The sequence below is a fragment of the Halomonas sp. 18071143 genome, assembly GCF_019211725.1.
Lineage (GTDB): Bacteria > Pseudomonadota > Gammaproteobacteria > Pseudomonadales > Halomonadaceae > Vreelandella > Vreelandella stevensii.
In genome coordinates, this window is the sequence record NZ_CP078120.1 from 2,835,912 (window position 1) to 2,855,764 (window position 19,853).

General features: G+C 55.7%; 13 protein-coding genes, 7 pseudogenes and 1 riboswitch. Of the genes and pseudogenes, 8 read left to right on the top strand and 12 right to left on the bottom strand.

Going from position 1 to position 19,853, the window contains the following annotated elements:
• Positions 1-21 precede the first annotated feature (21 nt).
• Together KVY02_RS13370 and KVY02_RS13375 are read left to right on the top strand one after the other, a co-directional pair.
• Positions 22-558: pseudogene (locus KVY02_RS13370) on the top strand (transposase); the annotation flags it as partial.
• On the top strand, positions 548-817 hold the full coding sequence (locus tag KVY02_RS13375; RefSeq protein ID WP_081137650.1) for a hypothetical protein: 270 nt from the start codon (positions 548-550) through the stop codon (positions 815-817). The pseudogene KVY02_RS13370 and the gene KVY02_RS13375, both read left to right, overlap by 11 nt.
• A gap of 30 nt (positions 818-847) precedes the next feature.
• On the opposite strand, the pseudogene KVY02_RS13380 reads toward KVY02_RS13375, so the two are convergent.
• From KVY02_RS13380 to KVY02_RS13395, 4 genes and pseudogenes are all read right to left on the bottom strand, one after another.
• Positions 848-1,003, bottom strand: a pseudogene (locus KVY02_RS13380) (type II toxin-antitoxin system Phd/YefM family antitoxin); the annotation flags it as partial.
• Between the two features lie 159 nt (positions 1,004-1,162).
• Positions 1,163-2,041 carry an HNH endonuclease gene (locus KVY02_RS13385; RefSeq protein WP_218313681.1) on the bottom strand — a complete coding sequence of 293 codons (879 nt, stop codon included), beginning with the start codon at positions 2,039-2,041 and terminating at the stop codon, positions 1,163-1,165.
• The gene (locus tag KVY02_RS13390; RefSeq protein ID WP_256357497.1) at positions 2,038-3,615 is read right to left on the bottom strand and encodes an AAA family ATPase; all 1,578 of its coding nucleotides are present in this window, start codon (positions 3,613-3,615) and stop codon (positions 2,038-2,040) included. Before KVY02_RS13390 ends, KVY02_RS13385 begins: the two co-directional genes overlap by 4 nt.
• Before the next feature lie 125 nt (positions 3,616-3,740).
• Positions 3,741-4,352 carry a hypothetical protein gene (locus KVY02_RS13395; RefSeq protein WP_218313683.1) on the bottom strand — a complete coding sequence of 204 codons (612 nt, stop codon included), beginning with the start codon at positions 4,350-4,352 and terminating at the stop codon, positions 3,741-3,743.
• A 389-nt stretch (positions 4,353-4,741) separates the two neighbouring features.
• Positions 4,742-4,873, top strand: a riboswitch (TPP riboswitch).
• An 85-nt stretch (positions 4,874-4,958) separates the two neighbouring features.
• Between KVY02_RS13395 and tenA the strand changes: the two genes are divergently transcribed.
• Complete coding sequence (tenA, locus tag KVY02_RS13400) at positions 4,959-5,627, top strand: thiaminase II (protein WP_218313684.1); 669 nt, start codon at positions 4,959-4,961, stop codon at positions 5,625-5,627.
• Between the two features lie 25 nt (positions 5,628-5,652).
• Positions 5,653-7,569: a phosphomethylpyrimidine synthase ThiC gene (gene thiC / locus KVY02_RS13405; protein ID WP_256357498.1), complete on the top strand. Its 1,917-nt coding sequence runs from the start codon at positions 5,653-5,655 to the stop codon at positions 7,567-7,569.
• Positions 7,570-7,836: 267 nt separating this feature from the next.
• Here thiC and KVY02_RS13410 read toward each other — a convergent pair.
• Together KVY02_RS13410 and KVY02_RS13415 are read right to left on the bottom strand one after the other, a co-directional pair.
• Positions 7,837-8,370 (bottom strand): annotated as a pseudogene (locus KVY02_RS13410) (integrase core domain-containing protein); the annotation flags it as partial.
• 45 nt (positions 8,371-8,415) lie between these two features.
• Positions 8,416-9,972 (bottom strand): annotated as a pseudogene (locus KVY02_RS13415) (IS3 family transposase).
• Between the two features lie 120 nt (positions 9,973-10,092).
• Between KVY02_RS13415 and KVY02_RS13420 the strand changes: the two are divergent.
• Positions 10,093-11,030, top strand: a pseudogene (locus KVY02_RS13420) (DDE-type integrase/transposase/recombinase).
• 161 nt (positions 11,031-11,191) lie between these two features.
• Here the strand turns inward: KVY02_RS13420 and KVY02_RS13425 are convergent.
• The 3 genes and pseudogenes from KVY02_RS13425 to KVY02_RS13435 all read right to left on the bottom strand — a co-directional run bounded on the left by KVY02_RS13425 (position 11,192) and on the right by KVY02_RS13435 (position 13,880).
• Positions 11,192-11,656: a bifunctional diaminohydroxyphosphoribosylaminopyrimidine deaminase/5-amino-6-(5-phosphoribosylamino)uracil reductase RibD gene (locus tag KVY02_RS13425; RefSeq protein ID WP_371317381.1), complete on the bottom strand. Its 465-nt coding sequence runs from the start codon at positions 11,654-11,656 to the stop codon at positions 11,192-11,194.
• Positions 11,657-11,738: 82 nt separating this feature from the next.
• Positions 11,739-12,134, bottom strand: coding sequence for a VOC family protein (locus KVY02_RS13430; RefSeq protein ID WP_218313686.1), 396 nt, complete (start codon positions 12,132-12,134; stop codon positions 11,739-11,741).
• A gap of 393 nt (positions 12,135-12,527) precedes the next feature.
• Positions 12,528-13,880 (bottom strand): annotated as a pseudogene (locus tag KVY02_RS13435) (IS1380 family transposase).
• Positions 13,881-14,043: 163 nt separating this feature from the next.
• On the opposite strand from KVY02_RS13435, the pseudogene KVY02_RS13440 reads away from it, so the two are divergent.
• From KVY02_RS13440 to aztD, 3 genes and pseudogenes are all read left to right on the top strand, one after another.
• Positions 14,044-14,814: pseudogene (locus KVY02_RS13440) on the top strand (phosphomethylpyrimidine synthase ThiC); the annotation flags it as partial.
• A 114-nt stretch (positions 14,815-14,928) separates the two neighbouring features.
• Positions 14,929-15,861: a zinc ABC transporter substrate-binding protein AztC gene (gene aztC, locus KVY02_RS13445; protein WP_218313687.1), complete on the top strand. Its 933-nt coding sequence runs from the start codon at positions 14,929-14,931 to the stop codon at positions 15,859-15,861.
• 50 nt (positions 15,862-15,911) lie between these two features.
• Complete coding sequence (gene aztD / locus KVY02_RS13450; protein WP_218313688.1) at positions 15,912-17,156, top strand: zinc metallochaperone AztD; 1,245 nt, start codon at positions 15,912-15,914, stop codon at positions 17,154-17,156.
• 154 nt (positions 17,157-17,310) lie between these two features.
• Here the strand turns inward: aztD and KVY02_RS13455 are convergent, their stop codons facing one another.
• The 3 genes from KVY02_RS13455 to KVY02_RS13465 all read right to left on the bottom strand — a co-directional run bounded on the left by KVY02_RS13455 (position 17,311) and on the right by KVY02_RS13465 (position 19,823).
• Positions 17,311-17,487, bottom strand: coding sequence for a CsbD family protein (locus KVY02_RS13455; RefSeq protein ID WP_218313689.1), 177 nt, complete (start codon positions 17,485-17,487; stop codon positions 17,311-17,313).
• A gap of 145 nt (positions 17,488-17,632) precedes the next feature.
• A complete protein-coding gene (locus KVY02_RS13460; protein WP_218313690.1) occupies positions 17,633-18,718 on the bottom strand; it encodes a DUF2955 domain-containing protein in 1,086 nt (361 codons plus the stop codon).
• 31 nt (positions 18,719-18,749) lie between these two features.
• Positions 18,750-19,823 carry an HlyD family secretion protein gene (locus tag KVY02_RS13465; RefSeq protein ID WP_218313691.1) on the bottom strand — a complete coding sequence of 358 codons (1,074 nt, stop codon included), beginning with the start codon at positions 19,821-19,823 and terminating at the stop codon, positions 18,750-18,752.
• Between the last annotated feature and the right edge of the window lie 30 nt (positions 19,824-19,853).

The window sequence follows — 19,853 nt, forward strand, 5'->3', positions numbered from 1 at the left end:
TCTATTTCGTGGGGATCCGTCAGCATCAAAACCCAGGGGCTAACTGGCGAGAAGAAACGCCAGTACCGGTTGGATCACTCGAAGCCGGTGGTCAGCGACTTCTTCCAGTGGTGCCGGGATCAGTTGGCACAAGGCGGCCTCGTGCCCAGCGACCCGCTGACCAAGGCCCTGAACTACGTGCTCAGCCGGGAAGCCAGCCTGACCGTATTCCTGGAAAACCCGGACGTCCAGCCAGACACCAACCACCTGGAGCGGGCGCTACGCCCCATTCCAATGGGCAAGAAAAACTGGATGTTCTGCTGGACCGAGCTGGGCGCCGAACACCTGGGCATCATCCAAAGCCTGATCAGCACCTGCAAGCTGCACGGTATTACCCCGTACACATATCTGGTGGACGTGCTGCAACGCATCAGCCAGCACCCGGCCCTTGAAGTCAGCGACCTGACGCCCCGACTCTGGAAAACCCGGTTCGCCGAGAACCCGTTACGGGCGCTGATCGACCCACGTCATCCTGATCGCCAGAACCCACAGCCGGAGGCCACCGTTCATGCGCATTGATGACATGAGCATCGACCAGTTGCTGGAACTGAATCAGTATATCTGCCGACGCATTGATGAGCTCCGGGATCAGGCAAATCTCCAGGCGCTGAGTCAGTTGCGGGTTGGCCTGAAGGTGACCTTCGAGGTCCGGGAAGGCCCGGTATTGGGGATCGTCACCAAGATCAACCGCAAGAGTGTGATCGTGCTGGGCGAGGATGGCAGGAAGCAATACAAGGTCTCGCCGGAGTTATTAAGGCCCCTCCGTGACGTGAAGTAGGTCAACTACGTCTTGGAATGAACGCTTACGGTAAAGTGTTTCCTGAAGGGCAGCCCCATCTTCCTCGGAAACCAGGGCAGCCTTGTGGCGCTTACCCATGATAACGATGGATTGGTGGGATTTGGCAGTCTCGTCGATCAACCGATATAGGTTGCTGCGCGCCGCAGTGGCTGTGACTCCAGTTATGACGCACCTCTTGCGTGTTCAACTTTTCACCGAGTGTACGCGAACGCCAAAATGAACGCTCCGCATAACGCCTAGCTCACCGGAAAAATTCAAGAACAGCGAGTATTTTGTCCGGTGCAGCTATTTGTTAGGTGCATTAAATAGATTCTCTTCTATTTTCTAGGGCAACAAAAACTCTTGGGACATTGACAATGCCACATACATCACTTTCTTCCAATGATTGGCAAATGCTCCCCCCTCAATTAGTGGTTTAAACAGAACCTCAACTAGATCTACTGTTAATTCCTCTAGTGGAATTTTTCTTCCCATCACCTTATAAAAAGAATTTCTTTGATCAATTATCTCGCTTAGGTGTTTACCCGCTTCGATACCATATCTACGAGCTAAATCGAAATCCCTAAAGTGCTTGTTAACTCGAGCTTTATCAACCTCCTGCCACTCAGCTGGAGGTTGGACATAATACTCCACTACTCCATCACCATCATTGACATATCGGGCATGCACCCACTGCTGAGTATAAAATATATTTTTGTCTAAATAAGGATGTATTATTTGATCTTCGGCTTGACCAGCAAAGTCATCCCCTTTTTCTCCCATATTGCAATCGCGACAAGCTGGTATTAAGTTTACTGGCATGACGGAGAACTGAGGGTAATGGGCCAAAGGCAAAAAATGGTCTAGATTTTTAGGGCGCCCAATATCTCCACAAAAAGGGCACTTTTCATTTGCAGATGCTAATAGATACTCATATAAACTTCTTGCGGGCTTTTCTTTATTTCGAAGATTATTTGCATACAAATTAACCAATTTGGATTTTGTTAATGGAGGCACAACGACAGTTTTTCTTTTAATGTTTTCAATTCTGGGAAACTTATATAGCTCTCCTTTTTTCACCAACTGCTCGTATTGCAAGCCTAGATAAACAAGATCGGGGACGGCAGTTAGGAATGTATTCCTTACATTCACTTGCTCCATACCTTTAGCACAAGTGTTCAGGACATCCTTAAAATCACATAAAGGGTAGTCTAACTTTTTCACTTACTTAACCCTTTATCGCGATGAATTATCATTGCTTTTAGAATGGACCGAGCCTCTAACCCTAATTTATTTTCGTAATCTATGATGATATCTTCGTATGTTCTTCCTGAATCTACTGCTTTTGACATCAAGCCATGATAACCCGAAGTTACCACTTCTAAACCGAACACCTCTCTCGTTAACACTCCTACATCTTCACCAAACGTTTCTATTTCTGGCCTGTAAGGTTTTAAAGTGTCACCTACTCGATTAATCTTCCAAACGCATGATTTTGGCACTTCTTGCAAAAGCACAGGGGAGTGTGTGGCAATGATAGCGACGCCATTTAGATCGAAAAGCAATTCACTAAGCGTTCTTACAAAAGCTGACAATAATGGTGGGTGCAAATGACTTTCTGGCTCATCGATCAAAACAAGCGTCTTTTCTTCTATAACTGAAACTATCTTAGTAATTGTAAACAAAACAATAGAATGCCCAGAGCTCAAGCTTGTTAAATAACTCTCTATCTCAGAAAGAAATAAGTTACGAAACTCAGTACTATCGACTTGCTCCAGCTTATTTATTTCTCTCAACTGCTTGTAAATTTCCTCCAAATCGATTAATCCTACAGACTCAAAATTTTCATCCGTTCCTAATTTTCTAATCGCTTCACGCCACAGAACCAACTTGTCTTTTTTTCTAAAGCAATCAACTAAATGCCGAACAAAATCAGCCCTAAGCTCAGGTATTGTCCTAAGGCTATCCTTTTTTTCTCTGTTTTTTAACCCTACATAAAAGTAACACGCACCTTTACTTGGGTCAGGTTGCTCTTCTGGAGGATCAAAGGGGTCAAAAGCGCTGAAAGAAACAGAAATCAAGCTGCTAAAATAGTCACTTTCTATCTCTCTTTCTAATCGGTACCCCGTATCGATAAATTTCCCAATGGTATTATCTGGGTTAGTTACTGCTTGAATCATGCCATTTAAAATGGTCGTTTTACCGCATCCATTCCTTCCAATTAAAGCATGAATATTTGTGCTTGGTGTCGAGCTCTCTATCACATCAAAATCTAGCCTAATAGATGCCATAGCTTCACATCTTGGTCGCTCAAATGCAAAATTAAAATTCGTCAATTCAGCCTTTCCATAAAGAACCCTATTAAACTGTCCTTTAATAGATGTTAAGCTATTATCTCTCAGAAGAGAGGTTCTAAAAACATCCTCCTCTTGAATATCATCAATTAGCCCTGGATTAAAAACTATATCATTTAAAGAACAAAGCAGTTCTTCTCTCAAATTTTCAGGCAATTTAGATATTACTTTATAGAAATCTAAACTTTCACCAACCGAAAAAAAATCATCATTGAGCTCAATGAATTCGCTCTCTAATTTTTCGTATGTTGAAATAGAGGTATCTTGCCCCTTAAACCCTATTTTAACGTTTCCAATGTTATGCAAATTCCCTTCATGGTCATACACTGACAAGTAGAACATTGTGACGAATGAAAAATCATTCCAGCGATCTATCTTTAAATACGCTTGATTAACACCTTTATCCGGAATGCGTTTTTCACGTGGAATAATTTTGAACTTCACTAACACTTTCATCCATTAAATTAGTTTTTTAAATAGACAACACCGAGCGGTTTTGAGGCGCACCTAACGCTTGGCTTTGCGGCGTGCTGTAGCGCAGCGTAGGCACGTCCGCCAACAGCCACTTGTTATGAGATGGCTGCCTGTAATCTATGCAGTGCCGGTATTGCTGTAGTTGCAATTTTTGAGAACAGATCAATATGCGAAGATGTCAAGCCGACGAACTCCTGATATCGTTTTAAGAATGAGGGCTTGTCTTTTGCATCAAGAGCCATCTTTAGTTCATCAAGCTTGGTTATGAGGCCAGAACGATCAGCTTCGTTAGAAACAGACTTAGTGATCTCTTTATGCAACTCTCTAAAAAGTACAGTGCTGCTTTTTGTGTTGTGAATAGCCACGTTTGCTGATGAACTGCCGCTTGTTGTTGTGTTGGTGATAACGCCTGAATTATCGCCATGAACTACGGTATTGTTCGTCACTGGGCGCTGAATCTCATTGTGCGGTATGTCGTTTTCGATAACCTTCATTCCTTGCGGGGCGATCTGAACGAATCCGTGCCATGCATTATCTATGGAGGCCCACGTTTCACCCTCAGCCAGACGCTCTGTAATCAGATAGCGCGCGATCAAGGCACTCTGTGTTTTTTCAATGCCCAGGACGGACGCGATTTTTGCGCAGTCCTGCTCTCCGGGATTCTGATAGAGCCAAAGTAGATATTGCTGTCTCAGTGCTGGACTCATTTGCTATCTCCCAGAATCTCATAACAGTGATTATACGCCCTGCCATGAAACCTCAATGAACGTGACATCACAATGACTGAGGTTTCATAGCTACCAAATCGAATCTACCTCATTGATTCTACACCGTGCAAAGAGAATTTTGGCGATGTAGCCAAAATTCGCGGGCTTGCGCGTTTTGCTCACCTCAATAATACTGTTTTTATATACATAATTATTGAGGCATTCTCCCATGAAACTGATGGAACGCGTCAAGGTAACCATGGGGGCCAAGCACTCAACGCCATCGTCTTTTCTTGTCGTTCATTGCTTTCACAGCAGGCCACCTCTGTACGCCCAATAAAATTGCCTACCCTTGCATCTCCCCCACCCGCCTCCTACACTGCGCTGAATACTGCTTGACGGGGTGCCGGTGGAACCGGCTGAGATCGCTATACGGCTGGCTGCTGCAGCAAGTCGTCACGGCGGGGCCCGTTGAACCTGATCCGGCTAGTACCGGCGTAGGAATCAAGCGGTGGTTGGGGTTCGCCGTGTTCACCTGATTCCTTACCCCAACTCACTCTCCCTTCGCCCGTGCGCCGGTTCGCTGTACCACCGGAGGCATCCAATATGGGCTACCGCTTTACCGATCTCACCACCGCTTGCCAGCAAGATTGGCGCGCCTACATCGAGCACGATTTCGTGCGCCAGCTGGGCAACGCCACGCTGCCTGAGGCGTCGTTTCGTCACTACCTGAAGCAGGATTACCTGTTCTTGATCCACTTCGCACGCGCCTACGCGCTGGCCGCTTACAAAAGCCCTACCCTGGCGGATTTGCGCCAAGCGCATGAAGGCTTAAAAGCCATCGTGGATGTGGAGCTGGGCCTGCACGTGGGCTTTTGCCAGGAGTGGGGCATCAGCGAGCAGGAGCTTGCCGAACTCCCCGAAGCCCGCGCCACGCTGGCCTACACCCGCTATGTGCTGGATACCGGCAACCGCGGCGACCTGCTGGATTTGCACGTGGCGCTGGCCCCGTGCCTGGTGGGCTACGGCGAAATCGCCAACTGGCTGAACGCGCAGCCCTCTACGCTGCGCGGCGCGCAAAACCCGTTCGATGCCTGGATCGCCATGTACGAAGGCGAGGAGTTCCAGGCCGCCATGCAGGCAGAGCTTGCGTGGCTCGATGCCCGCCTGGCGGATGTCACCCCTGCCCGTTTTGCTGAGCTGAGCAAGATCTTCCGCGATGCCACCCGCCTGGAAATCGACTTCTGGCAGATGGGTTTAGACCTTTCTGAATAACCTCCTACAACACAGAGCAACCATCATGACCAAGACCGCCAAAAGCAAAACCGCACACTTTTTAGCCGAAACCGCCCAGGTCGATGCCGCCGCCGTGGCGCCGCTGCCCGGCTCACGCAAGGTGTACGTGGAAGGCTCACGGCCAGATATTCGCGTGCCGTTTCGGGAAATCACTCTCTCGCCCACCAGAACCAGCGGCGTGGATGAGCAGAACCCGCCGCTGCTGGTGTACGATACTTCCGGCCCCTACACCGACCCCAACGCCCGCATCGATTTGCGCCAAGGCCTGCCGGAGCTGCGCCGGGCCTGGATCGAAGAGCGCAACGACACCGAGTTTTTGGATGGCCCGACCTCGGAATACGGCAATCGCCGCGCCAACGACCCCACCCTTGCCCAGCTGCGCTTTGATTTGACCCGCACACCCCGCCGGGCGAAAGCGGGCAAGAACGTGACCCAGCTGCACTACGCCCGCCAGGGCATCATCACGCCGGAAATGGAGTTCATCGCCCTGCGGGAAAACCAGCGCCGCCAAGCGTTGGGAACGGCAGAAGTAGAGCGCATTCTGGGTCATCAGCATGCGGGCCAGAGCTTCGGCGCCAGCCTGCCCAAGGAGATCACGCCGGAGTTCGTGCGCGATGAGGTGGCCCGTGGCCGGGCGATCATTCCCAACAACATCAACCACCCGGAAAGCGAGCCGATGATCATTGGCCGCAACTTCCTGGTGAAGATCAACGGCAACCTGGGCAACTCGGCGGTCACCTCTTCCATCGAAGAGGAAGTGGACAAGATGACCTGGGGCATCCGCTGGGGCGCGGATACCATCATGGATCTCTCCACCGGTCAGAACATCCATGAAACCCGCGAGTGGATCATCCGCAACTCGCCGGTGCCGATTGGCACGGTGCCCATCTATCAGGCGCTGGAGAAGGTCAACGGCATTGCCGAAAACCTCACCTGGGAGATCTTCCGCGATACGCTGATCGAGCAGGCGGAGCAGGGAGTGGATTACTTCACCATCCACGCGGGGGTGCTGCTGCGCTACGTGCCGCTCACCGCCAACCGCGTCACCGGTATTGTGAGCCGTGGCGGTTCCATCATGGCGAAGTGGTGCTTGTATCACCATCGGGAGAGCTTCCTGTACACCCACTTCGAGGAGATCTGCGAGATCTGCAAGCAGTACGATGTGGCGTTTTCGCTGGGCGACGGCCTGCGCCCCGGCTCCATTGCGGATGCCAACGACGAAGCGCAAATGGCGGAGCTGAAAACCCTGGGCGAACTCACCCACATTGCCTGGAAGCACGACGTGCAGGTGATGATCGAAGGCCCCGGCCACGTGCCCATGCACCTGGTGAAAGAGAACATGGACAAGCAGCTGGAGTACTGCGACGAAGCGCCCTTCTATACCCTCGGCCCGCTGGTGACGGATATCGCCCCCGGCTACGACCACATTACCTCTGGCATTGGGGCGGCGATGATTGGCTGGTTTGGCTGCGCCATGCTCTGCTACGTAACGCCGAAAGAGCACCTGGGCCTGCCCAACAAGGATGACGTGAAAACCGGCATCATCACCTACAAGATTGCTGCCCACGCGGCGGATTTGGCCAAGGGCCACCCGGCGTCGCAGCGGCGCGACAACGCCCTTTCCAAGGCGCGCTTCGAGTTCCGCTGGGAAGACCAGTTCAACCTGGGCCTGGACCCGGACACCGCCCGAGAATTCCACGATGAAACCCTGCCGAAGGATTCCGCCAAGGTGGCCCACTTCTGCTCCATGTGCGGGCCGAAGTTCTGCTCGATGAAGATCAGCCAGGAAGTGCGCGACACCTACCGCGACCGCACCCCGGAAAACGCCAGCGAAAGCGATGCCGAGGCGGTGAAACGCGGCATGCAGGAGCAAGCGGAGAAATTCCGCCGGGAAGGCAGCGAGCTGTACCAGGAGGTCTGACCCGCTATCGGTGGCGTTTAGCCAGTGCTAAGCGCCACCGATAGCACGACATCGTGCTGTAGGTAACGCCACCCATTTTTATTAGTAACCGAGTTTAGAGTCAGAAGTCACTTTTATCGTGTTTTTACCACCAGTTGTTCGGCATCAGCGGAAGGCATCACCCCGCCAAGACTCTTCTTCGGTCTTTCTTCGCTATACTCCCAGCGCCACGCCTCATGATCATCCTCGCGTGATGTAGGCTGGTGAACCAGCAACGTCACCCCATCTTCAGTAGCAGCCGAGTTTAGAGTCAGACATCACTGTATCGTGTTTTACTGCCAGTTGCTTGGCATAGGCTGAAGGGGTCAACCCACCAAGACTCTTCTTCGGTCTTTCCTCGTTGTACTCACGCCGCCATGCCTCGATGAGCACCTTGGCGTGATGAAGGCTGGTGAACCAATGCTCATTCAGACACTCATCTCGAAAGCGCCCGTTAAACGATTCGATGTAGGCGTTTTGATTGGGCTTTCCAGGTTCGATTAAAAACAGGGCAACACCACGTTGATGAGCCCACGTCAGCATGGCGCGTCCGCAGAACTCCTTTCCATTATCCGTACGAAGGGCGCCTGGTAGGCCGCGCTGTAGCGCTAGATGATCCAGCATGCGTGTTAACGACAGCCCGTCAATGGCACGGGCAGGCACGATAGCCACGGCTTCATGGGTGGCATTGTCGACAATGGTGAGGTTCTTGATCACGCGTCCATCTGCCGTGCGATCAAACACAAAATCCATGGACCAGACCTGATTGGCGGCACCAGGGCGGCCAAGGGCGGTAACTGTCAAGGTATCTGTCGCCCTGTTTGATTTTTATGCAGCTATTTTCTCTACCTCCCTAACTACTCGGCGCTCTGGGTTTAGCGATACTAATGTCACAGGATGCCAGTTGCGGGTGTCCCCACTCCAGCGCTCAGGATGCACAGCTCTGGCTGCAAGGTTGAGGGCATGTCTCTTGGCCAATATGACTTTGTCTTCTCCTGTGTGGCGCTGCATCGGCGTCACGAAGCGGATAGCACTGTGGCGGTGCTCATAGTTGTACCACTGGACGAAGCCGTGCACCCAACGCTGGGCAGCTGATAGGTCAGCGAAGCCACTGACAGGGTAGTTCGGCACATACTTGCAGGTGCGGAACAGAGCCTCGGAGAAGGCGTTATCGTTGCTCACACGCGGTCGACTGAACGAAGGCTGGATCTGCAGATCTCTCAGCTTCTCAAGCAAGGTAATGCCTTTGAAGGGGCTGCCGTTATCTGCGTGCAGCACCAGAGGCTGGCCTACCATGTTTTCGGCCAGCACGGCTCGCTCAATGACACGGCGTGAGTTAGCTGCAGACTCCCCCAGAAAGGCTTCCCAGCCCACGACTTTACGGCTGAAGATGTCGAGGATCATCACCAGATAGTAGTAGGTACCCTTGGCTGGCCAGAAGCGTGTGCAGTCCCGTGACCACACCGGTTGGGGGCGGTTGCTGTATGTGTAGTCGGCGCTGGCTGTGATTTGCGGGCTTTGGCGCGTCCCCGGTGTGCCAGCTGGTACCATGTTTACGCAGCACTCGATAAAAGCTCGATACGGAGGCAATGTAACGCTGCTCTTCATCCATCAGCCGAATAACAATTTGATCCGGCGGTAAAGCAGCAAACTCGTCACGGTGGCATTGCCTCAAGATCTCGGCCTCTTCTTCTGGGGTCAGCGCATTAGCGGGGGCTGGGCGTTCGGCTAAAGGGCGTTTGTCGCCTGTTAGCTTTCCCGCCTGCATCCAGCGTTGGTGAGTCCGGATAGAAATCCCGACAACTTCACAGGCAGCCGCCAAGGTGGCGCCCTCGTTGCAGGCAACAGCAATCAGCTCTACGGCATGTTGGCGATCCTCGATGCTGATCATGACTCCTCGTCCCCCCAGATCGCCCGTGCTTTTTTTGACAGCGTCAGCAGTGCAGCTGTCTCCGCGAGTGCTGTGTTCTTGCGCTGTAGCTCTCGTTCCAGCTCTTTGATCCGCTTGCGCTGCTGCTTGGCTTCATCCGCTTCTCGACGGCGGTCCTCATGGGACAAGCTGGCGGCTTGTTCGCAGTCATGACGCCAGCGTTGCAGCTGCTCGGGATACAGTCCCCGTTGACGACAATAGGCAGCAACGTCTTCGGTGTTCATCGCTGCGGTCTCAACCACCGCTGCAAACTTGTCTCGGGACGACCAGCCGGTCGTACCCTGGTCACTTGCATCGGGCAGGCAGCGTCCCTCCGCACGGGCTTCTTTACGCCACTTGTAAACAGTTGCTGGCGAGATCCCCTCCTGCCGAGCGACCTCTTCTACGCTTTGGTTATAAGGCGGTAACAGCTTGGCCACAGCGGCCTGACGTCGCTCATCGGAATAGCGAGGCATACAGATCTCCAAACGCCCCTGAATATTTAAGAGAGTGTAACAAGGGACACGACATCAATCCTGACAGAGGGGGGGAGCAAGTTCATGGACATCAAGCTACACAAGTAGGCCACCACGACACTGAAGATTTGTGCCGAGATCCAGGCAGCGCCCGCCAGCATCAGTGATAGTGAGTTGGTCAGGCAGTTCGGCGTGCCCGACTCGACCATTCGCCGTTGGCGCTACCGGGACTATGTCCATGATCGACCGCACACGCTCCACAATCTGCTGGCCACACTCACATCCGACCAAGAGGACGTGCTGATTGCTGCCCGAGAGCTCCTGCGGCTCGGCCTGGATGACCTGCTGGTCGTGGCACGCGAGTTCCTGAATCCTCGGCTGTCTCGATCCGGCTCAAGCGGCGCGAAGTGCCAACGCTGGCAGAGCTGGCTCGGCAGGATGCCGGCGGTGACGAGAAGCCACGGCACAAGCCTTTCAAAGACTATGAGCCGGGGTACGCGCACATCGACATAAAGCACCTGCCTCAGATGCCCGACGAGCAACAGAAGCGCTACCTGTACGTCGCCATCGACCGTGCAACCCACTGGGTATATCTGGAAATCAGGAGCAGCCAGTCCGCGAAGGATACTCGAGCGTTCATGAAACGAGCGGAAGAGAAGGCCCCTTCAAAATTCAGACCGTACTGACCGACAACGGCAAGTCCTTTACGGATAGCTTTACACGGACCGGTGAGCGCAAGCCCAGTGGTCGACATCCTTTCGATCAGGAATGCCAGGCCCAGGGCATCGAGCACCGCCTGATCAAGCCGGGACGGCCACAGACGAACGGCATGGTGGAACGCTTCAATGGCCGCATCAGCGATGCACTGGCGACTCGGCTATGAATCAGGCGAAGACCTGGAGCAGACTCTCAAACGCTATTGTTGGCTGTACAATCACCATATCCCGCGGAAGGCGCTGCCCCATCAATCACCGATTGCAGCGATGAAAGAATGGCAGATCAAACGGTCTGAGCTATTTATCAAACGGGTAATTAATCATACGGGACTCGACAAATAGGGAGCCTCCTAGTTCGACTATCCAACACTGGATACACCTAACTGTGAAGCCAATTATTTTCTTTTCCTCTTTTTCGATCTCTCAAAATATTGAAATAAGTGCCTCTAAAATATAGAGCACTGCATTAAAGTTTGAATCTGAAATTAAAAGCTATCAGCTTGTTAACTGTTGCTCAAATACACCCCCAAAATTTCACTAGCTTCTTCTTCACAGACACCCTCAATAACCTCAATCCCTGCTTGCCGGAGCTTTTCCAGTCCTCGACCGTTGTTTCTTGGATCGGGATCAATCAACGCAACCACCACACATTCTATTCCATGAGCAATCAATGCGTCCGCACATGCGGGTGTTCTACCATGGAAAGAACATGGTTCTAGTGTTACATAAGCTGTCAGCTCCGATAATGGGCCTGAGTAATTCGCCAGAGCATCAGCCTCAGCATGACATTTACCAGGGGCTCTTGTGTGCCCTACAGATACAGTTACACCGTCTCTAATCAATACACACCCAACAGGCGGATTAGGTAAACATTCCGGCAGAGCCTTTTTGGATTCGCATAGAGCAAGCTTCATGAAAGTTTCGTGTGTTGACAAATTATCACCTAAAATAAATGCCCGGCTTTCCAAGCATAAAATGAACAGTAGCTTTTATACATATATTTTGTATAAAAATGACTATATAAAATTTTCCTGCGCGACTTTTCTTTTGTTAAACATCGATCTGGCGCACGAAACCAACTTCGTCTCTTATTCCAACTCGATTGCCATCTGGATCACTTATATTGATAGTTCTTCCCCAAGCGTTATAGATTATTACAGTTTGAATCCCCCAAGCCCTAATTTCCGCCAGAGCCTTTTCCAAGTCATCAACATTGAATCGCAATTTAAAACCACACTCTTCTGGTGATTTGGTAACATTTTTAGCCTTACCACCCTGTTCAATCATAAGATACCCATGACCAAACTCTAAACAGGTAAGATTAAAACCGTCATCGACTCTCTCGAAGAGCTGGCGCAAACCAAATAAATCCCGGTAGAAAGCCACACACTCGTTATAATGCTCGGTATTTAAAATAACACCATAGCGGGCTACATTAGTTTTCATAAACCTCCCTGCAATTTAGCATTTCTTACTTTCAAAAAAGCTTCATGCACTAAAGCCTATTCACAAGACTGCTTTTAATAATGATTCATATTAACCATTCATGACCATAGTACTCAGGCCGTGTGTTTTCGCATCTGCTTTGTTACTATCTTTTGAATATAACCTGAATCCGTGAAGCCGGCGCCGACACTTTCCCTATCACCGCCAGCGAGCACTTTTTGATCATTCGCCCCGTGCAAGTTGGCTTTCGCAAGCCCGTTATTGCCAAAACCCACCGTGCTGATCGGTGCTGACGGCCCGTTTTGTCATGCCTTTCCACCCGCCAGGCACGACATATCTGGCGATCACGTGTCGCCTGGAACTGCTTGTGGATAGAGTGTCGCCGATTGACGGTCAGCATGGCGTTCCTCGTGGATAACGCAGTCGGCTCCGCAGCGTCTTGAGCACCGTCATGCGCCCGATATCCTGCCCGAAGTCGAGGATGATCTGCCGTGCCTTGTGAATCACGAGAGCCGCACGGTGCACCAACTCTTGTAGCACGGTGCGCAGCCGGCGCCGCTTGGCCGGGTGGCGAACCGGGCTCAGCTCGCCGGTCATGCCCAGCTGTCCCATCAGGCGCAGGATGTTGTAGGCCAACTGGGCGAGATGCAGGATCAGATCGTTGGTGGCGAACTTGCCGGACGGCAAGCGCTCCAGGTCGAGATCGGTCTTGATCTCGCTGTGAAACTGCTCATGGGTGGCATGCGCCTGGTAGCGCTTGATCACCGCCTCCGGCGCCTCGTCCGAGCTGGTCCACCAGCCTTCCAACTCATAGTCCGGTTCGAGCAGCAACTGGTACCATCGCGATCGGCGGTGCGCTCTACCGTGCGCATCACGCGTTGGACGACGTATTCGGTCTTGTTGTCGTCGTGGATCGAGACGGTCTGCGTCCACAGCGCCGGCGCTTGCCGACGCAGCTCTTCCCAGTAGTCCGCCGCCACCGCCAGCCGTATCTCGATCAGCCGTGGCCGAGCCGCGCGGGTTCCATTTGACGACATAGTCGAGCCGGCGCCCCTCGTCGGCAAAGACCGGCGTTGCTGTTCGAGAAGCGCCGTGCGCCGGCTGTCGAAGCCGCTGTCCTCGCGTAACAGGATCGGTTGCTGGTCAGGCATTGGGCGCGAGGCAGTACCCGCTCGAGAAGGCGTTGCTCTCCTTCATGGTGTGCTGCTTGCCGTGCCGCAGTTCCAGACCCGTGCACCACCCTTCGTTGCCCAGATAGGCGGCGATCGGGGTGTAGCCATCGACCTTCTGGTAGGTCCGCGAGACGCCTTCCTTCTTCGAGTTGCTGTTGTCCATGACGAAGGTGTCGATGTCCGTGCAGACGTGCGTCGTCTCGGCGGTGATCGGTGCTTCGATCAGTGACAGCAGGGTCGTGGACCAGGTGGCGGTGCGCGCCTGCAGGTCGTTGGCGGCAAGTTTCTCCAGCCGCTGTCGCAGCGTCGCCGCGCTCGGCACCTTCTGCAGGGTCAGCAGTTGTTGGAAGGGCTTGTCGCGGCGGAAGTTCTCGACAGCGTCATAGTCGCTCATGCCCAGACACAGCAGGCCCAGGTAGCTCTTGATCACGTCACTGGTGCGCATGCCCAGCGTGGTGGGGAAGCGGCTGTCGATGCTGTCGACGCCAGCGATCTCGAAGCATTGCCCGATGATGGACAGCCCGGCGTGGCTGGTGAGGGTGCGGCGACTGGCGCGGAACTTTATGTTGGGCATGGCACTGTCTGGGTGAATGGCGATAATGGCTATATTGCCATGCAGGTCAGTGGGTTAGAAGTGCTTCTGAGGGCCGGTCTCACGGATTCAGGTATAAAATAACGCTAACTTTCGTTTAATTCAATATAGCGTATTTCATCATTAAAATCTATCTCCTATGAGCCAGCAGTACGATGTGGCGTTCTCGCTGGGCGACGGCCTGCGCCCCGGCTCCATTGCCGATGCCAACGACGAAGCGCAAATGGCGGAGCTGAAAACCCTCGGCGAACTCACCCACATTGCCTGGAAGCACGATGTGCAGGTGATGATCGAAGGCCCCGGCCACGTGCCCATGCACCTGGTGAAAGAGAACATGGACAAGCAGCTGGAGTACTGCGACGAAGCGCCCTTCTATACCCTCGGCCCGCTGGTGACGGATATCGCCCCCGGCTACGACCACATTACTTCGGGCATTGGGGCGGCGATGATTGGCTGGTTTGGCTGCGCCATGCTCTGCTACGTGACGCCGAAAGAGCACCTTGGCCTACCCAACAAGGATGACGTGAAAACCGGCATCATCACCTACAAGATTGCCGCCCACGCGGCGGATTTGGCCAAGGGCCACCCAGCAGCCCAGCGGCGCGATAACGCCCTTTCCAAGGCGCGCTTCGAGTTCCGCTGGGAAGACCAGTTCAACCTGGGCCTGGACCCGGACACCGCCCGGGAATTCCACGATGAAACCCTGCCGAAGGATTCCGCCAAGGTGGCCCACTTCTGCTCCATGTGCGGGCCGAAGTTCTGCTCCATGAAGATCAGCCAGGAAGTGCGCGACACCTACCGCGACCGCACCCCGGAAAACGCCAGCGAAAGCGACGCCGAGGCGGTGAAGCGCGGCATGCAGGAGCAGGCGGAGAAATTCCGCCGGGAAGGCAGCGAGCTGTACCAGGAGGTCTGACCGCTCTCCCCCGCCTGCGGGCGGGGGGAGCAACCCTCTGGATGTTCGGCCCCTTTGATGTTCGGCCCGATTTTGTTATGTTATAACATACACCTTCAATTAAGGAGCCTCACCGTGGGTCTGTTGAAACGCGTACCTTCTCTGCTGGCGGCGGGCATGATGGCGCTGGGCAGCCTGAACGCCATGGCCGATGAGCCCGCCCTGAACGTGGTGGCCTCGTTCTCGATCATCGAAGACCTGGCCCGCCAGGTCGGCGGCGAACGCATCGCGCTGACCAGCATCGTGGGCGCCAACGACGACGCCCACGTTTACGAGCCCACCCCCGCCGACGTTCGCCAGGTGGCGCAGGCAGACGTGGTGCTCATCAATGGCCTGATGTTCGAGGGCTTTCTTACCCGCCTGATCGAGGCCAGCGGTACCGAGGCCAGCGTGGTCACCGTCTCGGAGCACGCGGTGCATCTCGAAGACCCCATGGGCGGGCACTACCACTTTTATGGCGAGCGGGCGGTGTTCCATGAAGCGCCCTACGACCCCCACGCGTGGCAGTCGGTGCCCAATGCCAAGGCGTATGTCGTGCGCATTGCCGACGCCTTCTGCGAGGCGGACCCGGAAGGCTGCGACACCTACCGCACCAACCAGCAGCGCTACGCACAGGACCTGGAAGCGCTGGAGCAGGAAATCCATGAGCGCATCGCCACGATTCCCGAATCCCGGCGTACCGTGGTGGTGGCACACCATGCCTTTCGCTACTTCGAAGAGGCCTACGGCGTGCGCTTTCTGGCCCCACAGGGGGTCTCCACCGAGTCCGAAGCCACGGCCGCCCATGTGGCGCAGCTGATCGATGCCATCGAGCAGCAGAGCGCCGTGGCGGTATTTGCCGAAAACATTTCCAACCCCCGGCTGGTCGAGCAAATCGCTCAGGAGGCCGGTCTGTCGCTCAGCGGCACCCTCTACTCGGACGCGCTATCGCGGGAGGATGGCCCGGCGGCCAGCTACCTCGACATGATGCGCCATAACGTCGACACCCTTGTGACGGCGCTGCAGTAGCCACCCAGGTGATTAACCACGCCCCTTCTGGGCTCAAGGAGAGAGAAACGATGACCCCGATGTTTGTAGGCAAAGCGTTGACCGCGCTCGCTTTCGCAGTAGGCAGTGCCGCCGTGCAGGCCCACGACCACTCCCATAGCCATAGCCATGGCGACGATGAAAACGTCACGGCCTGGCGGCTGGTGGTCGCCGACCAGCAGGATGCCGTGGTCCACGTCATCGACGCCAAGGAGAAGTCGCTGCTGGACACCTTCGAGCTGGAAGGCCCGGCGGCGCTGCATCGCACCCGTAGCGGCGAGGCGGTATTTGCCGTGCAAGGGGCGGCAAACACGGTGTCGGTGATCAATACCGGCATCGCTTTCCATGACCACGGCGACCACGCCGATATCGAGGTGGCCGACCCGGCGCTGCTGAGCACGGTTCTGGAAGGAGAGCGCCCCGCCCACTTCGTCGAGCGCCAGGGCTACATTGCCCAGTGGTTCGATGGTGAAGACGAAGCCCGCCTGTTCACCGAAAGCAGCCTGTTGGCAGACTCCCCCGAGATTCGTACAGTGCCGGTGGAGGCAGCGCACCACGGGGTGGCCGTGCCATTCCACCAGCATGCGGTGGTGACGGTGGTCAACCCGGAAGATGCGTCCCAGCGCCCGGTCGGTGCGAAGGTGCTGGATAGCGATGGCCACCTGGTCGGCGACGAAGTGGCCTGCCCTGGGCTGCACGGCTCGGCGGGCTCTGGCAGCCTCTATGCGTTGGCCTGCCACACCGGCCTGCTTCTGATCGCCACGGAAGACGGCACGCCCCAGATCACCCATCTGCCCTACCCGAGTTCCCTGCCGGAAGGCAGTGCTTCCACGCTATTAGGTGGCACCGGGCTACAGTACTTCCTGGGTAACTACGGGCCAGACCGGGTGCTGCTGGTCGACCCCACCGAGGGTGAAGAAGGCTTCCAGCTGGTGCAACTGCCTACCCGTCGCGTGCATTTTGCGGTGGACCCGATTCGCGCCCGCTACGCCTATGTGTTCACCGAAGATGGCCAGCTGCATCAACTGGATGTGCTGAACGGCGAGCTGACCCAGTCGCTGCGCCTGACCGAGCCCTACTCCATGGATGGCCACTGGAACGACCCGCGCCCACGCATTGCCGTGGCGGGTGAGCATGTCGTGGTCACCGACCCCGCTACCGAAACGCTGCACTTCGTCAGTGCGGAAACCTTCGAAAAGGTCGATGAGATGGCCCTTGAAGGCAAGCCGTTCAATATCGTGGCGGTGGGCGGCACCGGCGTCTCTCACGGGCACTAAGCCTGCTGGCCCCTTTGACGGCTCGCACAAAACAACACCGGAGCCTTCGGGCTCCGGTGTTGTTATTGAGAGGGTATTGGCCGCCGGATCGATAACCTGAACGGTTTGGCCCCATGGGGCGGGCTAGCGATCCGGCAACGAATACGAACGCTGCTTACTTATCGAGCTTGTCCTTCACATCTCCCTTGCCTTTTTGCAGTTCGCCCTTGGCCTGCTGCGCTTTGCCTTTGGCTTCGGTTTCAGTGCTACCCGTTACCTTGCCAGCCGCTTCTTTCACTTTGCCTGCTGCCTTGTTGGCCGTGCCTTTTGCTTTATCTGAAGTACCTGCCATGACGAACACCTCTAATCCGTTAGTAGGGAATCGGCCGCTGTGCTACGGGTCTACCTGACCGTGCGGCCTGTTATCAGCGTAGCGGGTATTGCCAAAGTTGCCCATTTTCTTTTTTGCAAAGGCTTGGCTCCTGTTCAAGCAGCCTTCACGCAATCCGAGTGGCCACAAAGCGGTTCAGCACCCGTTGCACGCACGCCATCACTACCAGCGTTGCCACCAGCGCCACGCTCATGGAAGAGAAGCGGTACAGCGCGCTGTACACCAGGTCCTGCTGTGGCCCCAGCGACTGCCCGAACAGAATGCCTAGCGTGGTCAAGCCGCCAAACCCGATGCCAGAGCCGCCGCCTTCCAGAATGTGCTCGCGGGCGAACAGCATTAGCCCCAGCCAATAGAGCAGTATCACCAGCAGGAAATGGTGGCTTTGGGTATAGAGGACGAGCTGCATGGCCAGCGCCAGGTTGCATCCCAGCAAGGTGCCCACGGCGCGCTTGGCTGCCGATACCCGAGCGCCCTGATACCCCAGCGTGAACAGAATCAGGATAGTGGCCATTTGCGCCGACAATGAACCTTGCAGGTCGAACACCTGGAACACCACGAACGACAGCGTGGCTGTGATCCCGCCCAGCAGGGTTTCATGGCGCACCTGGGCAAGCGGCTTGGTCGCCCTGGGCGGCGGCTGGCGGGGCTCGGTATCGGGGAACAGGGTATGCATCAACATGGCGATGAACACCGCCAGCACGCTGGCCATCAGGTTGCTGGCCAGCAAATCGCCCAGGTCTACGCTGGGGTAGCTGGCAAAGTGCAGCAGTATGCTCAGCGTCAAGACGCCGTTGGCACCGAACAGAAACAGCGGCCCTCTGGCCATCAAGGAGAAGCGCAGCAGAAACAGCCCCAGCACCACCAGCGTCATCACCACCGGCATGTGCTTCAACAGCCCCACCACCACACTGACCTCCAGCGCGTTGAGGCTGCCATTGGCCAGAAACTGACGGATGATGCCCGCATTCAATACAGGTACCATGCCCAGCAGGAACATCGGGAACACGGTGAAAAACACCCCGTAGTTCCAGCCCATCAACTGGCTGACCACGAACCCCAGCAGTCCTCCCCCCGCCACTCGCACGCACTGGCGCAGGCCGTTCTGGTCCAGGCGGCTCGCGGGCCGCGCCTTGGGCGGATGACGGAAACGCTGTTTGAATCGGTGAGTCAGCCGCCTGGCAAACCGACCCATAGACCTATCCGTAGGCATATCAGTGGGCGTATCAATAGACATAGTGCAGCCAGCTCACCAGGTGCGCCTGCAGCCAAGCGAAGGGCGCCGCCAGGGCATGCTGGCCCGGCCATAGCTGCACGGTGGCACGTGCCCCGCTGGGGGGTAGTGAGGCCAGGGCAGTGGTCAAGGGATCGTCCAGCGCGATGTGCAGGCGCATGCGCTGGGCATCTCTTACCCAGCGGTCGGAGGTCGGAATGCTGGTCAACTGACCATCGGCTGCCAGCTGCCCTTCGCGCACGCCCGCCTCCAGGGCGGTAACGTGCCCCTTGGCAATGTGCCCTGGCAAGGCATCGAACACGACCTGGGCCTCGTCGCCCACGTTCACATGTCGCAGGCTCTTTTCACGGAAGTCCGCGACGATCTCTGCTCGGTCGGCCACCAGCGCAATCACCGGCTGCCCCGCTGGCACATAATCTCCCGGCTGAAGCTGCAGGTTGGCCACCACGCCCGCCTCGCGGGCGCGTACCTGGGTTCTTTCCAGATCCAGTTCGGCGCGGGCCAGCGCATTGTTGGCCTGGCGCAGGCGAAGATTGGCCTCGCCCTCCTCCCCCAGCTGCACCTCCAGGCTATCGATTTGCGCGCGGGCGGAAGTCACGGCCGCCTGGGCGGTATGTTCGGCGGCCACCTGCTGGTCGTACTGCTGTCGGGAGATGCCCTGCCGCCCCAGCAGCGCCTCGGCGCGGCGACGCTCACCACTACGCTCCTCCAGGGTGGCCTGGGCAGACACCAGCGATGCCCTGGCCGCCGCCAGCTCTGCCCGCAGCCGCGCATTCTCCTGCTCGGCCTGCTCGCGGTTCAGCAAGGCCTGCTGCCGGGCCAGCTCGAACGGCGCGGGCTCCAGCCGGAACAGCACCTCCCCTGCGGCTACCCGCTGGTGGTCGTTCACCAGTACCGCCTGCACGGGCGCGCCCAGCTCCGGGGCTATCTGGGTCACCGGCCGCATCACCCGCGCCTCTGGGGTCATCGGCATGAAGCTGTCAGCCACCAGAAAATAGACGAACAGCACCGCAAACGCCGCCAGCGCAATACGTACCCAGCGGCTGAAACGTTGATCAGGAGTCATTGGCGTACTCACTCACTGCCCTCGGGTAGC

Coding starts and splice junctions, on each gene's coding strand:
- KVY02_RS13375 (WP_081137650.1), top strand. CDS start 548: ATGCGCATTGATGACATGAGCATCGACCAGTTGCTGGAACTGAATCAG.
- KVY02_RS13395 (WP_218313683.1), bottom strand. CDS start 4,352: ATGAGTCCAGCACTGAGACAGCAATATCTACTTTGGCTCTATCAGAAT.
- tenA (WP_218313684.1), top strand. CDS start 4,959: ATGGGCTACCGCTTTACCGATCTCACCACCGCTTGCCAGCAAGATTGG.
- thiC (WP_256357498.1), top strand. CDS start 5,653: ATGACCAAGACCGCCAAAAGCAAAACCGCACACTTTTTAGCCGAAACC.
- KVY02_RS13430 (WP_218313686.1), bottom strand. CDS start 12,134: ATGAAAACTAATGTAGCCCGCTATGGTGTTATTTTAAATACCGAGCAT.
- aztD (WP_218313688.1), top strand. CDS start 15,912: ATGACCCCGATGTTTGTAGGCAAAGCGTTGACCGCGCTCGCTTTCGCA.
- KVY02_RS13455 (WP_218313689.1), bottom strand. CDS start 17,487: ATGGCAGGTACTTCAGATAAAGCAAAAGGCACGGCCAACAAGGCAGCA.
- KVY02_RS13460 (WP_218313690.1), bottom strand. CDS start 18,718: ATGGGTCGGTTTGCCAGGCGGCTGACTCACCGATTCAAACAGCGTTTC.
- KVY02_RS13465 (WP_218313691.1), bottom strand. CDS start 19,823: ATGACTCCTGATCAACGTTTCAGCCGCTGGGTACGTATTGCGCTGGCG.